Origin of the sequence: Bacillus sp. TL12 (assembly GCF_022625245.1) — a bacterium.
GTDB lineage: Bacteria > Bacillota > Bacilli > Bacillales > Bacillaceae_G > Bacillus_A.
The window spans coordinates 111,245-125,123 of record NZ_JAJJBY010000011.1 but is presented as its reverse complement, the minus strand read 5'-3'; the positions used below and the strand labels follow the sequence as shown (position 1 = coordinate 125,123).

Here is a 13,879-nt window from a genome sequence, read left to right as displayed (position 1 = left end):
GAAAATAATATAAGATTCTTCTTTTTAGGGTGGGGGAGGATATCCGGCCATGCATAGAAGCGGTCAAATCCTTTTTCTGCCCCACGCCATGAGAAAACAAAAATAAAACCGAAGCGAATGTATCCCATTCGCTTCGGTTGACCAAATATGCCCACAAACAGCTCCATTTCCATTTTCATAGTTATCGTATGCAATCCTCGAATCCTTTGTTTCTCAAACTTTATTTTTTAAACATCTTACTTAACGAGCTAAAGTCCGCCGGCATATTATTATTAATAATTGCTTTTACAATTTGATTTTCTTGTTCTTTCGGTACCTCTCTTCCCGCCATTGTTGCAACTTGATGAATTAATTGACGTAGTACTTTTTCATCGCGTAAATTTGCGTTTTGTACAGATGATGCTAATTTAAAAATATCGTCTTTATTTACTTTCGCTTCTTTCTCAATATTATTGAAAATGTTATTATCCATTCCCTTCACCCTCTCTTCAATTTACACTCCATCCTATGCAAAAAGAAACAAATGGTGAAAAGCCCCAGAAAAACAAAAAGCTGTATACGTGCTTTTTTTGCACGCATACAGCTTTTACTTATAGTAAATCGGGTATTGCTTCAACTTCATGTTTACGAACACGCCCCATCAATGATCCTACTGCATCTTTCACATTGTTCCCATTGAATAGCACATCATATAAAGCTGACGTAATCGGCATTTCCACTTCCATTTTCTCAGCCATTTCGTATGCCGCTTTCGTTGTTCGTACACCTTCAACTACCATACCCATACTATCTAATACTTCTTCTAATGAATATCCTTTACCAAGCATATTTCCCGCGCGCCAATTTCGGCTATGGACACTTGTACAAGTTACAATCAAGTCACCCATTCCTGTTAAACCAGCAAATGTTAACGGATTACCGCCCATTTTTCTTCCTAAACGCGCAATTTCCGTTAAACCACGTGTCATAAGAGCTGCTTTTGCATTATCACCTAATCCGAGGCCATCTGTTATGCCGGCGGCTAATGCGATAATATTTTTTAGCGCTCCACCAAGTTCTACTCCAACGATATCTGGATTCGTATACACCCTGAAATAACTATTCATAAATAAGTCTTGTACTTCTTCAGCCGCTTCCATACGCTTCGCTGCAGCAGTAACCGTTGTAGCTTGACGAAGTCCTACCTCTTCTGCATGACTCGGTCCTGATAAAACAACGACATCTCGAATAAGATGCGCCGGAATTTCTTCTTCAATCATTTCCGAAATACGTTTCGAAGTTCCTGGTTCAATCCCTTTACTTGCATGAATCCAAGTCATCGGTCCTGAAACAAATTTTTTCATGTCTTGCAATACTTCTCGGTACACTTTCGTCGGTACAACTAAAAGTACTGTATCTACATCTACTAATGCTTCCTCTAAAGAAGAGTAGGCTACGATTGTGCTTGGCAATGTAATTCCTGGAAGGTATCGACTGTTCTCATGTTTCATATTGATTTCATTCATTAGCTCAGAACGATTTCCCCAAATACGTACATCATGACCATTGTCAGCTAATACCATCGCTAACGCTGTTCCCCAGCTACCTGCTCCTACTACTGTGATTTTTTTCATAAAATCACATCCTCTCCATTAGTCTCTTGCTCTAGAAATAATTCGAATTGGCGTTCCTACAAAGCCAAATGACTCACGTAAACGATTCTTCAAGAAACGTTCATATGAAAAATGCATTAATTCTGGATCATTTACAAAGACAACAAATGTCGGTGGTTTCACCGCAACTTGTGTTGCATAGAAGATTTTCAGACGACTACCGTTATGTGTTGGTGTTGGATTCATTGCTACCGCATCCATAATTACGTCATTTAATACGTTCGTTTGTACGCGAATGCTATGACTTTCGTTTACTTCATTAATAACCGGTAATAATGTCTGTGTACGTTTCTTCGTTTTCGCAGATAAGAATACAATCGGTGCATAATCTAAGAATTGGAAATGCGCACGAATATTTTCTTCAAATGCCTTCATTGTCTTTTCGTCTTTTTTAACTGCATCCCATTTATTCACAACGATAATAACAGCTCGTCCTGAGTCATGTGCATAACCAGCAATCTTTTTATCTTGCTCAATAATTCCTTCTTCACCGTCTAAAACAACTAAGACAACGTCAGAGCGTTCAATCGCTCTTAGTGCACGAAGTACACTATACTTTTCTGTACTCTCATATACTTTTCCTTTTTTACGCATACCAGCTGTATCAATAATAACGTAATCTTGATCATCTTTACTATATGGTGTATCGACAGCATCACGTGTTGTTCCCGCTACGTTACTTACGATTACACGTTCTTGACCAAGCAATGCATTTACTAGTGAAGATTTCCCTACATTTGGGCGGCCAATTAATGAGAAACGAATTGTCTCGTCATCATATGCTTCTTCTTCAATTTTTGGAAAATGCTTTGCTGCTTCGTCTAATAAATCACCTAAACCTAATCCGTGTGTACCTGAAATTGGGAATGGTTCACCAAATCCTAATGCATAAAAATCATAAATATCATTACGCATCTCAGGATTATCCACTTTATTTACTGCAAGTACAACCGGCTTTTTAGAACGATATAAAATCTTTGCCACTTCTTCATCTGCAGCTGTTACACCATCGCGGCCATTTGTCATAAAAATGATAACATCCGCTTCATCAATCGCAACCTCTGCTTGTTGACGAATTTGTGTCAAAAATGGCTCGTCTCCAATATCAATTCCACCTGTATCAATAATGTTAAATTCATGATTTAACCATTCACCGGCGCTATAAATACGATCTCGTGTTACCCCTGGGATATCTTCTACAATTGAAACTCTCTCTCCAACAATTCTATTGAAAATAGTAGATTTCCCTACGTTCGGACGCCCTACTATTGCAACTACTGGTTTCGGCATATCATTTCATCCTTTCAACTTGCTTCTGTTTATTATGTAAAAAACCCTTCTTTGTGCAAGAAGGGATTTGCATTCCAGAATATTTCTCATCATATCAAAACATCTCATATTATATCACACGTTACTAATGTTTCACAATAATATATACATTCTCTTGTAAGCGATGGGCAATGCCGTCTAGAATCGCTTCTAAATTATTTGCTACAAACTCCATTTCTTCTTTCGATTCACATATAAATAAAGGTGCTCCCCCACCAAATTTTTCTGGCGTCGTTGTAATTACAGCAAGAATATAGCTTTCTAACATCATCGCAAATCTCCCCTTCCTTTTGGAGCCTCTGATGACATATGAACTGCACTCTCTAATGTCGGTACATTTCCTATTACTGCGATTGCTTTTTTTACATCTTGATCTTGTGGGAGTACAAATACCCCTACCCTTCCATCTTCTAAATCACGCTTAGCTAATGGGACTAGCGCCGGGGTTCCAGAATCTCTAAATATGCCAAGTGCAACCGAAACATCATGCAAGATTGCCTGTCGTTGTCCAAGATTTGAAATTGTTACCCTTGCATCGATAGACTTAGGTTTTAAAATAAAGCCCATTCCGTACTTCATAATTTCATCTTGCCTTGCTGGTAATCCAATATTCATAATATAAATGTTATCAATATATAGTCCTGCTCCTTCAAAACGGAGAGGCACATGCTCAACGTCCACAAAATCACGTAACCTTTTACCAGACATTAATATTTTAGCAATAAAAAAACCTATTAATCCAGCCACTACTCCAGCAATCCATGAATGAAATCCTATATATGCAAATGTTGTCGCAAATGATGTTAACATCGCTAAATAGTTACGACTTTCAAATACTAATGCGATTCCCTCAATATACGTGTTTCCACGTGGTACAAGTTCATATCCATCAAGTTGTTGCAATGTATTTCTTTCCATATTTCGAACATCTCGAAATTGAGACGCAGCCAAAGTCAAGAAAGTAATTGCGGAAAAATCTTTCTTCAAAATAGATGGAATAGCAATTGCACCTAAGGCTGCTGCAATTAACCCCATAGCAATGTGAATGATTTTTCCATGTAAACGTGTCGGATACTGCCTTGTATCTGTACGAAGCATCAAAATTCGCGTTACTGTTCCAGCAATGACGCCACATAAAATGGCTGATGTATATTCAGTCATGTATTATCCTTGCCTTTCTTTTACATGTTTTTTTCTAAATTGCCCTCTATACGCTGATATTTTTACGATATAAGACGTGACCATAACAAGTAGTGTAGAAACAGCAATGCTATCAAAAAATGCCAAACTACCAAATTCATATGGAAAATGAAGCCTGCGAAAAATAAATGTTACCAGTATTTCACCTTGTAATGCTCCCGCGTATAAAGAACATAGGCGCAATAAACGATCTCGATGTAATAAAATTGATGCATAAACAAGAGCACCGCCCAACATCCAAGTTCGATCAATAACAATCCAAATCGGATCATACACCCCTAATAAATGAAAACTCGTGTATAACATAGCAATAATAAGTGCCGACAATAAAGCGTATATTTTTTTCCATATAGAATATAGAGCAATCCCTAAAAAAGAAATAACACCAAGTATAAGAGCATTTACTGATACAGTGAAAGAAGCAATATATACAGTAATTTGTGAACAAATAATAAGGACCAAAATAACAGCACTTACTTTCCAACGAATTTCATCTTTTTTCAAAAAAAATGTTGTAACAATCCAGCCCATCCACGCTATGAAATAAAAATAACTTCCCTCCATATTTTCTCCTCCTATCATTTCCATTATGGGAACTTTTTATGAAAACTAATCCTTTTCTTCTTTTTGCATAGTTTTTTCTAATAACAGCAACACTTTCTATTGAGGAGGTGCATGTAGCAATGGGAAAAGACCGCCAAGAAAAAAAATTGAAACAATCACGCCGCGTTGAATCGGATCGTAATCAATCATTACAATATCCTGGTGCAACGGGTCTTGATACACCAGAGCAAGCACGTAAGCAAAATCAGCATTAAAAGTAAAATAGTTCTTACTTTACGAAAATCCAGTGTAAGATTACATTCTCAATGAACGCAAAAAAAGATGGTTTCGGTATAACACCAAAACCATCTTTTTATTACTTAAATATTAGAAAGCTTCTCATTTAACTTTTTAAATGCGTTGTATTTTAAACTACTTAATTTTAAAATAAACAACCTCTATGTTTCACTTTATCTCAAATCCTTTTCCAAATTTATAAATTAATGATAGTATAAAATAATTTATATAGATGCATTTTCCGCACATATAAAAGAAAAAACCAACCAAATGGTTGATTTTTTCCCTTTATATCTCCTATTAAATCCTATCTTATACTGTAATTCTTCGTATCAATTCCACGCTGCGACAACCAATGATACGTATCACCTTTCACAATAAGCGGCACTCGCTGAAGCTCAGAAAGCGTACTCGCTCCAAGAGCCGTCATAATAAATTGCAAATCCGTATGTAAAAGTTCTATTTCTTCGATTAATTTCTCAATACCATCATTCATCAATATACGCAAAAAATATCCGGCAAAAGCAGTTGACTGCGCTCCTAGAGCAATCGCTTTTGCTACATCAAGTGCTGTTTGTATACCACCAGATGCAATGAGAGAGAGGTTATTGTTTGTAGAGGATGCTTCTATTATAGAGGCTGCCGTCTGAATGCCCCAATCGTTAAAATAAGAAAGCATTCGCTGCCTTCGCTCATTTTCAACTGCAGCAAAGTTTGTACCACCATAACCACCAATATCTACAGCTGTAACACCAACATTAGCTAGTTGCTGTACCGCTTCTTTATTCATACCAAACCCTACTTCTTTCACGATAACAGGAACTTGAGAACCTATAACAATTTGCTCAATCCGCTCTAATACACCTGTAAAATCCCGGTCACCTTCTGGCATCGTTAGTTCTTGAATGACATTCAAATGAATTTGCAGAGCATTCGCCTCGATCATATCAACCGCTCGCTTTGCCTGTTCAACGTTCGCTTCACTACCTAGATTTGCAAAAACGATGCCATTTGGGTTTACCTTTCGAACGATTCGATAAGAAGACGCTTCTCTCTCATCTTTTAACGCAGCCATTTGAGAACCAACAGCCATCGCAAGGTTATGATGCTTGGCTACATGTGCCAACTGTTCATTAATATGTAATGTATGCTCTCCACCACCACCGGTCATCGCATTGATAAAAATCGGCGAACTTAATGAAAGTTCGCCGATTTCCGTTTCAAATGTAATGCTTTCATAACTTGAATTTGGCAAGCTTTGATGGACAAAAGCAATGTCATGAAAGCCATGTATACGAGACTGTCCGGTAGAAAGAGCGTATTCAATATGTTCTAATTTTCGTTTTGCCCTTATCACTTGTACCCCTCTTTATTTCTTTAATTTTTTCAGTTGTTCACCAATAATATCACTAAATTGGAAAGTTGCAGACTCAGCAGTCGGCTCATATTGGCTGTAATCTTCTGTTTCATTATTTTCTTCAACAGCTTCTTTTATACTTAAAGAAATGCGTTTTTCTGCTACATGTACTTCAAGTACTTTCACTTTCACTTCTTGCCCCATTTCCAATACTTCATTTGGATTTTTCACGTGGCGATTTGCAATTTGCGATACGTGCACAAGTCCTTCTACACCTGGTAAAATTTCAACGAAAGCACCGAATGTAACAATACGTTTTACTTTACCTTCTCGAACATCACCCGCTTTAACTTCAGCAGCAACATTTTCCCAAGGCCCTGGCTCTGCAGCTTTAATCGATAAAGAAATACGTTGCGTATCAGCATCAACCGATAACACTTTGACTTTTACACTTTGTCCTTGTGTTAACACATCAGACGGCTGTTCAACGCGGTCATGAGAGATTTGAGAAATGTGCACTAAACCATCTACGCCACCAACATTCACAAAAGCTCCGAAGTCAGTTAAACGTTGAACTGTACCTTCCACAACATCTCCTTCTTTTAAAGAAGAGATCGCTTCTTTTTTCTTCGATTCTAATTCTTGTTCTACAACTGCTTTATGCGAAAGAATAACACGATTCTTTTCACGATCTAATTCAACGATTTTCACCGCTAATGTTTTTCCTTTGTATTCAGTAAAATCTTCTACATAATGCATTTCTACAAGTGAAGCTGGAATAAATCCGCGGACACCAAGATCTACAACTAAACCACCATTCACAATATCTTTTACAGTAACATCAAACACTTCACCTGAAGTGAATTTTTCTTGCAATTCTATCCATGCTTTTTCTGCATCAACAGCACGTTTCGATAATACAAGATCATCATCTTCTAATTTAATAACTTTTAATTCAAGAGTCTGATCTAATTCTACAACATCGCTCGCTTTTTCAATATGAACGTTAGCTAATTCACTAATTGGAATAACGCCATCTGTTTTGTATCCAACATTTACAAGAACTTGCTTTTCTTCAACTTTCGTTACAGAACCTGTAACAACGTCACCCACTTGTAATGCTTTTGAATTCACAACTTCTTCATTCATTTTCTCTACCATGGAAATACCTCCCTACAGAATTGACAAAGCTTTTTTATGTATATACGAAATGAAAACAAATGTTTTCATTTGCATGTTATAAGAATGTTTTAGCGCATACTCGATTCTAACCTATTTTTTGTCCTACACTTCATAGAATGTATAGAAACCTATATAAATAGTATACAGCAAAATCTCCTTGAATAAAGTATGTTTTAAAATATAATAGCGAATATATTCTGACAGTTCCTCTTCTTTTACTAACTTCTTACAAATTGACTTATTTGTCAAGAGAAGTGTCCTACCATTCCCCACGATTCAAAAAAAAGAAAGGGGGCTCCCCTTTCTTTACTTTGCAAATGCTCCAGAAACAATATCCATAATTTTTCGTACAACTTCTTCAATTGATAAAGATGTTGTATCTAATTCCAATGCATCATTCGCTTTTTTCAGCGGAGAAACTTCACGCTCTGAATCCAACTTATCACGCTCAGCAATCTCTTTTTTCAATTGCTCTAAACTAGAAGCAAAACCTTTTTTCGTATTTTCAAGATGTCTACGCTCCGCTCTCTCTTGAACAGACGCCAGCATGAAAATTTTCACTTCCGCATTAGGTAACACATGTGTACCAATATCACGACCGTCCATTACCACTCCACCCTTTTCTGCTAGAGCCTGTTGGCGACGTACCATCTCTTCGCGAACAAGACGGTGCTTGGCAACAATTGATACGCGATTTGTTACATTCGGTGTACGAATCGCTTCAGATACATCCTGGCCGTTCAAGAAAACTAATTGTGTATTTTCACCTTGTTGAAACTCAATGTTTACATCTTTTAAAACTGCCATTAGACTTTTTTCATTTTCAATATCTACACTTTGCTCCAGAGCAGCGTATGTAAGTGTACGATACATTGCACCTGTGTCAATATAAACATAGGAAAGTTCTTTCGCAACAATCTTTGCAACTGTGCTTTTCCCAGCAGCAGCTGGACCATCTATCGCAATTGAAATTCGTTTTTCCATTGTAGCACCTCATTTTTCACTTATAAAACAAAATGAAAAGCAGGTACAAATCCCCTGCTTCTCTGCGCTTGTTTCCTGTCGATTAAATCCTCAATTATTGTAGCATAATCCTTACTAGAAGGAAATGAAAACTACTTATTCACTTGTAAAATATCCGTTTTGTTTTTACTTATAACTCCTTCATAATATACAATTTTCGATAAATATTTCACTGTGGATTCTTGCATAAAGAGCAATTGAATAATGCAGAGACAAATAAATTGAACCAATAATACACGAATTAAAACTCCCTCAATCTTTTTCAAAAAATATCCTCTTTTCATTTTTCCTCACTCATTCCAACACCTTATGATAGAAAACTATCACTTCAATTCTTTCCAAGTATAAAGTAACTAACTTTATTTTCATTTCTAATACAAACTTTTATACATTTTCATTGTCGAATCTAGCAAAAACATGGTATGTTCTAAATGTATTTTTTCGAATGGAAAGGAGTATAAGCATTGAAAAAAATCCTAGTTTTACACACAGGTGGAACAATCTCAATGGAAGAAGATAAAGAAACTGGGGTTGTACAACCCGGGGAACAAAATCCTCTTTTAAAATTCATTCCTGATTTAGAGGATGATATTGATTTAATCGTCGAAGATGTCTTTCATCTTCCATCACCTCATATGACTCCTAGTGAGATGTTACAATTACAAGTCATTATTGACGAAAGAGTAAAAAACGAAGGCATCCATGGTGTTGTTATTACACATGGTACAGATACACTAGAAGAGACTGCATACTTTTTAGATTTAACTGTACAAGCGAACATTCCAATTGTTGTAACAGGAGCAATGCGCTCTAGCAACGAATTAGGTGCTGACGGTTTATATAACTTTTTATCTGCTGTAAAGGTTGCAAATAGCAATGAAGCAATCGGAAAAGGTGTTCTTGTCGTATTAAATGATGAAATTCATTGCGCAACAAATGTAACAAAAACGCATACAAGTAATGTCGCAACCTTCCAAAGCCCTCAATACGGGCCAATTGGTATGGTGACAAAGCGTGGCGTTGTCTTTCATCACGCTCTCGTACATCATGAAACATATGTAGTCGGACAAATTTCTAAAAACGTTGTTGTGTTAAAAGCATACGCTGGCATGGATGATACACTATTAGCAGCAATTGAAACCTTACCAGTAGACGGAATTGTAATTGAAGCACTTGGTCAAGGGAATTTACCACCAAGAACACTCTCTAGTTTACAACGCTTAATAAATAAAGGCATTCCAATTGTTCTCGTTTCCCGCTGCTTTAACGGAATTGTCCAAGACATATACTCCTATGAGGGCGGAGGGAAACAATTAAAAGATATGGGTATTGTTTTCACATACGGTTTGAACGCCCAAAAAGCCCGTATTAAACTACTTGTCGCTTTAGAATGTGCGCACTCGCAAGACAAAATTCAACAAATGTTTATGCAGGATTAAAAAATAAGCTGTCGAATTCGACAGCTTATTTTTGTTCTCTTGATACAACTGTTTGTGTAATTGCTCCACCATGAAATCTTCCATTCTCAATAAAAATTTCATTCGCATTATTGCCAGCTGCAATAACACCCGCTATAAAGATATTTTCAACATTCGTTTCCATTGTTTCTTCTGTAAATAGTGGGCGCCCTGTTTCTTTATCAATTTCTACTCCCATTTTTGTTAGAAAACTATGATCCGGGTGGTATCCCGTCATCGCAAATACAAAATCATTTTGAATTGTAAATGACTCTCCGTTACTTGTATACGTAAGTGTATGTTCGGTAATTTCTTTCACATGAGCATGGAACTGCATTTGAATTGTACCATTACGCACTAATGCTTCAAATTCAGGTAAAATCCACGGCTTAATACTCTGTGAATATTCTCCCCCGCGATACAACACCGTTACACGCGCTCCAGCTTTTACAAGTTCTAACGCCGCATCTACACTTGAATTTTTCCCTCCTATTACAACTACATCACGGTCAAAATACGGATGTGCCTCTTTAAAGTAATGAGATACTTTGTCTAAGTTTTCTCCAGGAACGTTCATATAGTTGGGGTTATCATAATATCCCGTTGCCACTACAATATATTTTGCAGTATATGTCTCCTTATTCCCATCACGCTTCGTCGTATTTACTCTAAAGAAGTTCCCGTCCTTTTGCACTTGTTCTACACGTTCAAATGCGTTGACACGCACACCTTTACGTTTTACCACTTCGCGATAGTACGCAAGCGCTTGATTGCGTACCGGTTTACGATTTTCTGTAATAAACGCAACATCACCAATCTCAAGCTTTTCACTAGAGGAAAAAAATGTTTGATGAGTTGGATAATGATAAATCGCATTCACAATATTTCCTTTTTCAATTACGAGTGGATTGATTCCCTCTTGCTGCAGCGAAATCGCCGCTGCTAACCCACATGGTCCGCCCCCGATTATTATAGCTGTTTCTTTTTGCATACTCGGTTCACTCCTAGTCCTATGCTTCAATCTCTATTTATTAAAAAACAAGAAAAAACCTACTTTCAGCAGTAGGCACCTATCTTTATTGTATTCATTTTTCATATATTTGTCATCTAAACGATACGTACATTCGATAGACGTCCGCTAAAAACTGTCTGAATCTTATTCCTTGTTGCCCCAATACATTTTCTGGATCAATTTTTCTTGCCGGATCTAGTGTTTTATGAGATACAATATCCGTTTTAGGATTTAAATTGAATGTATGGCATAAATAGGCATGGTACCATGTAAATCGTGTATATGAATCCCAAAAGTTAACAGTTCCTCCGTAGCACATTTCAACACCAATTGATGCTTTATTTGCATCATAACCAAACAAGTCATTATCTGTCGGTACGCCATATCTTACGTGATATGCTACCTCACTAATTGGAATAATTTCTAAAATAGTTGTATCATCTACAAAAGTATGTGCCGATGCTTTCGGTTGTACTTCATTAAAGTAATCACGATTTCCTATCGCATTACTACCAGGATTCCCCGTATCATGGCTTACAATAAATCTTACCTTTGAAAGGCGGATTCCTGGTCGCGAGCTTCCGTACCCAATATAATTTCGCTCTATAGGGAACATCACCATGTCTATCAACTCCGCTCTAGAAAATTACCTTTCTTCCTTATATATGTATTCAACCTCGATATCTATATGGCACATTTCTTACGCAAAGAGAAAATCAAAAATATTTGAAGTAAAGACCATAAATAATAAAATACTTACAGCAGTTCCATAAAACCCATAAAACCAAACACAGTCTTCTTTTGTATCTAAACCGAAAAATTTATTCACGGATTGTAACAAAGATGAGCGTTTCACATGTTTTTCTCGTAAAACTTCTACCCGTTCCATAACATCTGTTGGCATCATAAATCTTTGGTTTGCTGTCATTTTCATTATTAATCTCTCCTTATTTTGTTTCCGTTTTGTTTATCTAAGGAAAGTATAGCACAAACGTTCGTGTAGAACAAGCGTTCTTTTTTGTTTTTTATGATTGCACTTCCACTCTTAACATATCCCCTTATATTAACAGTCACAATTTATCCCGTATTAACAGGCAGTAAGGCTCGCACTGATGAAAGTTTCACTTTATCCATCCACTTTAAAAGTAATATTATAATTCCCCAAACTATAGCAATCACTGATCCAACAATACACACTCCAAACAATAAAGATATAATTCCTTCCCCAAAGATTTGTAGTACACTCACCTTTTCACTTGAATTTCTTTTTTCAACTCCCTTCTAAAAATACAATTCTCTTTTCCAACTCAGCCACTCGCTCACTTACATCACTCTTCCTTTGCAAATCTTATCCCTCCTTTTCTATAATCTTTATAATGCACTTCAATAAAAAAACGCGGTTCCCTTGAAGGAAACCACGTTCTCTCTTAACTTTCCGTTCTATTATACCCAACCTCTAAAGCGACTAGCTTCTGCCATCTTACGTACACCAACCATATAAGCTGCTAAACGCATGTTCACTTTACGAACTTGTGATGTTTCATAAATGGAATCGAATGATCTTACCATTACTTTCTCTAAGCGTTGTTCTACTTCTTCTTCTGTCCAATAATAACCTTGATTATTTTGTACCCATTCGAAGTAAGATACAGTAACACCACCAGCACTTGCTAATACGTCAGGAACAAGTAAAATACCGCGTTCTGTTAAAATTTTAGTTGCTTCTAATGTAGTTGGACCATTTGCTGCTTCTACAACAATTTTCGCTTTAATATCCGCAGCATTCTCTTCTGTAATTTGGTTCTCGATTGCAGCTGGAACTAGAATATCACAATCAAGTTCTAATAGCTCTTTGTTTGAAATTGTATTGTTAAACAATTTTGTTACTGTTCCGAAGCTGTCACGACGATCAAGTAAGTAGTCGATATCCAATCCATTTGGATCATGCAGTGCACCGTAAGCATCAGAAATTGCAATTACTTTTGCACCAGCATCATGCATAAATTTAGCTAAGAAGCTTCCAGCGTTCCCAAACCCTTGGACAACAACGCGAGCACCTTTAATGTCGATACCGCGTTTTTTCGCAGCTTCTCGAATACAGATTGTTACACCTTTCGCAGTCGCTGTTTCACGGCCATGAGATCCACCTAATACAAGTGGTTTACCTGTAATAAATCCTGGTGAATTGAATTCATCAATGCGGCTATATTCATCCATCATCCATGCCATAATTTGTGAGTTTGTAAATACATCTGGAGCAGGAATATCTTTTGTTGGACCAACAATTTGACTAATTGCTCGTACGTATCCACGGCTTAATCTTTCTAATTCACGGAAAGACATTTCTCGTGGATCACAAATGATACCACCTTTACCTCCACCATATGGTAAATCAACAATACCACATTTTAAACTCATCCAAATAGAAAGTGCTTTCACTTCGTTTTCTGTTACGTTTGGATGGAAGCGAATTCCACCTTTCGTTGGACCAACAGCATCATTGTGCTGTGCGCGATATCCTGTAAATATTTTAACAGTCCCGTCATCCATACGAACTGGAATTTTCACTGTCATCATACGAATTGGTTCTTTAAGTAATTCATATACCTCGTTTGGATAACCCAATTTTTCTAGGGCTTCACTAATAACAATTTGTGTTGAATTTAATAATTCAAAGTGTTGTTCCCTTTGTTGTGTTTGTGTTTGAGCTCCCTTTTCGGCTACCATAGTAAGTAAACCCCCTGTAATTTCACTTGTTTAGTAAACCTTCATTGCCTAGTATACACCGTTAAATTTGGAATGCAATAGAAAACGCTAACAAATATAT

At 36.9% G+C, this 13,879-nt stretch carries 15 protein-coding genes and 1 pseudogene; 2 read left to right on the top strand and 14 right to left on the bottom strand.

The genetic code is table 11. The features are described from left to right. Window positions 1-220 precede the first annotated feature (220 nt). The 6 genes and pseudogenes from LOK41_RS13020 to LOK41_RS12995 form a co-directional block, all read right to left on the bottom strand. The gene (locus LOK41_RS13020; RefSeq protein WP_174099622.1) at window positions 221-472 is read right to left on the bottom strand and encodes a stage VI sporulation protein F; all 252 of its coding nucleotides are present in this window, start codon (window positions 470-472) and stop codon (window positions 221-223) included. A gap of 118 nt (window positions 473-590) precedes the next feature. After that, the gene (locus LOK41_RS13015) at window positions 591-1,613 is read right to left on the bottom strand and encodes an NAD(P)H-dependent glycerol-3-phosphate dehydrogenase (RefSeq protein WP_241816882.1); all 1,023 of its coding nucleotides are present in this window, start codon (window positions 1,611-1,613) and stop codon (window positions 591-593) included. A gap of 18 nt (window positions 1,614-1,631) precedes the next feature. After that, the gene (gene der / locus LOK41_RS13010) at window positions 1,632-2,942 is read right to left on the bottom strand and encodes a ribosome biogenesis GTPase Der (RefSeq protein WP_174099620.1); all 1,311 of its coding nucleotides are present in this window, start codon (window positions 2,940-2,942) and stop codon (window positions 1,632-1,634) included. 124 nt (window positions 2,943-3,066) lie between these two features. Then, window positions 3,067-3,252: a capping complex subunit for YIEGIA gene (locus LOK41_RS13005; RefSeq protein WP_174099619.1), complete on the bottom strand. Its 186-nt coding sequence runs from the start codon at window positions 3,250-3,252 to the stop codon at window positions 3,067-3,069. Beyond that, window positions 3,249-4,142 carry a YIEGIA family protein gene (locus tag LOK41_RS13000; protein ID WP_241816881.1) on the bottom strand — a complete coding sequence of 298 codons (894 nt, stop codon included), beginning with the start codon at window positions 4,140-4,142 and terminating at the stop codon, window positions 3,249-3,251. Before LOK41_RS13000 ends, LOK41_RS13005 begins: the two co-directional genes overlap by 4 nt. After that, window positions 4,135-4,745, bottom strand: a pseudogene (locus LOK41_RS12995) (YphA family membrane protein). The gene LOK41_RS13000 and the pseudogene LOK41_RS12995 overlap by 8 nt, the downstream one beginning before the upstream one ends. A 119-nt stretch (window positions 4,746-4,864) precedes the next feature. Between LOK41_RS12995 and LOK41_RS12990 the strand changes: the two are divergent. Beyond that, window positions 4,865-4,999: a YpzI family protein gene (locus tag LOK41_RS12990; RefSeq protein WP_174099616.1), complete on the top strand. Its 135-nt coding sequence runs from the start codon at window positions 4,865-4,867 to the stop codon at window positions 4,997-4,999. A gap of 329 nt (window positions 5,000-5,328) precedes the next feature. On the opposite strand, the gene fni is transcribed toward LOK41_RS12990, so the two are convergent. From fni to LOK41_RS12970, 4 genes are all read right to left on the bottom strand, one after another. After that, a complete protein-coding gene (fni, locus tag LOK41_RS12985; protein WP_241816880.1) occupies window positions 5,329-6,378 on the bottom strand; it encodes a type 2 isopentenyl-diphosphate Delta-isomerase in 1,050 nt (349 codons plus the stop codon). 12 nt (window positions 6,379-6,390) lie between these two features. Further along, entirely contained in the window at window positions 6,391-7,539 is a 1,149-nt protein-coding gene (rpsA, locus tag LOK41_RS12980; protein WP_241816879.1) for a 30S ribosomal protein S1, read from the bottom strand. 327 nt (window positions 7,540-7,866) lie between these two features. Further along, window positions 7,867-8,544 carry a (d)CMP kinase gene (gene cmk, locus LOK41_RS12975; protein WP_241816877.1) on the bottom strand — a complete coding sequence of 226 codons (678 nt, stop codon included), beginning with the start codon at window positions 8,542-8,544 and terminating at the stop codon, window positions 7,867-7,869. Between the two features lie 131 nt (window positions 8,545-8,675). Then, on the bottom strand, window positions 8,676-8,849 hold the full coding sequence (locus LOK41_RS12970; protein WP_174099612.1) for a DUF5359 family protein: 174 nt from the start codon (window positions 8,847-8,849) through the stop codon (window positions 8,676-8,678). Window positions 8,850-9,047: 198 nt separating this feature from the next. Here LOK41_RS12970 and LOK41_RS12965 point away from each other — a divergent pair, with 198 nt between their 5' ends. Next, complete coding sequence (locus tag LOK41_RS12965) at window positions 9,048-10,022, top strand: asparaginase (RefSeq protein WP_174099611.1); 975 nt, start codon at window positions 9,048-9,050, stop codon at window positions 10,020-10,022. Between the two features lie 25 nt (window positions 10,023-10,047). Here the strand turns inward: LOK41_RS12965 and LOK41_RS12960 are convergent, their stop codons facing one another. The 4 genes from LOK41_RS12960 to gudB all read right to left on the bottom strand — a co-directional run bounded on the left by LOK41_RS12960 (window position 10,048) and on the right by gudB (window position 13,779). Further along, on the bottom strand, window positions 10,048-11,031 hold the full coding sequence (locus tag LOK41_RS12960; RefSeq protein ID WP_241816875.1) for a YpdA family putative bacillithiol disulfide reductase: 984 nt from the start codon (window positions 11,029-11,031) through the stop codon (window positions 10,048-10,050). Window positions 11,032-11,143: 112 nt separating this feature from the next. After that, window positions 11,144-11,674 (bottom strand): peptidoglycan recognition protein family protein, encoded by a 531-nt coding sequence (locus LOK41_RS12955; protein ID WP_241816874.1) that lies wholly within the window; start codon window positions 11,672-11,674, stop codon window positions 11,144-11,146. A 78-nt stretch (window positions 11,675-11,752) separates the two neighbouring features. Then, window positions 11,753-11,989, bottom strand: a complete 237-nt coding sequence (locus LOK41_RS12950; protein ID WP_174099687.1) for a DUF3961 domain-containing protein — start codon at window positions 11,987-11,989, stop codon at window positions 11,753-11,755. A gap of 506 nt (window positions 11,990-12,495) precedes the next feature. Next, the gene (gene gudB, locus LOK41_RS12945) at window positions 12,496-13,779 is read right to left on the bottom strand and encodes an NAD-specific glutamate dehydrogenase (protein WP_174099608.1); all 1,284 of its coding nucleotides are present in this window, start codon (window positions 13,777-13,779) and stop codon (window positions 12,496-12,498) included. Window positions 13,780-13,879 lie beyond the last annotated feature (100 nt).

Coding starts and splice junctions, on each gene's coding strand:
- LOK41_RS12990 (WP_174099616.1), top strand. CDS start 4,865: ATGGGAAAAGACCGCCAAGAAAAAAAATTGAAACAATCACGCCGCGTT.
- LOK41_RS12960 (WP_241816875.1), bottom strand. CDS start 11,031: ATGCAAAAAGAAACAGCTATAATAATCGGGGGCGGACCATGTGGGTTA.
- cmk (WP_241816877.1), bottom strand. CDS start 8,544: ATGGAAAAACGAATTTCAATTGCGATAGATGGTCCAGCTGCTGCTGGG.
- LOK41_RS13005 (WP_174099619.1), bottom strand. CDS start 3,252: ATGATGTTAGAAAGCTATATTCTTGCTGTAATTACAACGACGCCAGAA.
- LOK41_RS13015 (WP_241816882.1), bottom strand. CDS start 1,613: ATGAAAAAAATCACAGTAGTAGGAGCAGGTAGCTGGGGAACAGCGTTA.
- LOK41_RS13020 (WP_174099622.1), bottom strand. CDS start 472: ATGGATAATAACATTTTCAATAATATTGAGAAAGAAGCGAAAGTAAAT.
- rpsA (WP_241816879.1), bottom strand. CDS start 7,539: ATGGTAGAGAAAATGAATGAAGAAGTTGTGAATTCAAAAGCATTACAA.
- LOK41_RS12955 (WP_241816874.1), bottom strand. CDS start 11,674: ATGGTGATGTTCCCTATAGAGCGAAATTATATTGGGTACGGAAGCTCG.
- LOK41_RS13000 (WP_241816881.1), bottom strand. CDS start 4,142: ATGACTGAATATACATCAGCCATTTTATGTGGCGTCATTGCTGGAACA.
- der (WP_174099620.1), bottom strand. CDS start 2,942: ATGCCGAAACCAGTAGTTGCAATAGTAGGGCGTCCGAACGTAGGGAAA.
- gudB (WP_174099608.1), bottom strand. CDS start 13,779: ATGGTAGCCGAAAAGGGAGCTCAAACACAAACACAACAAAGGGAACAA.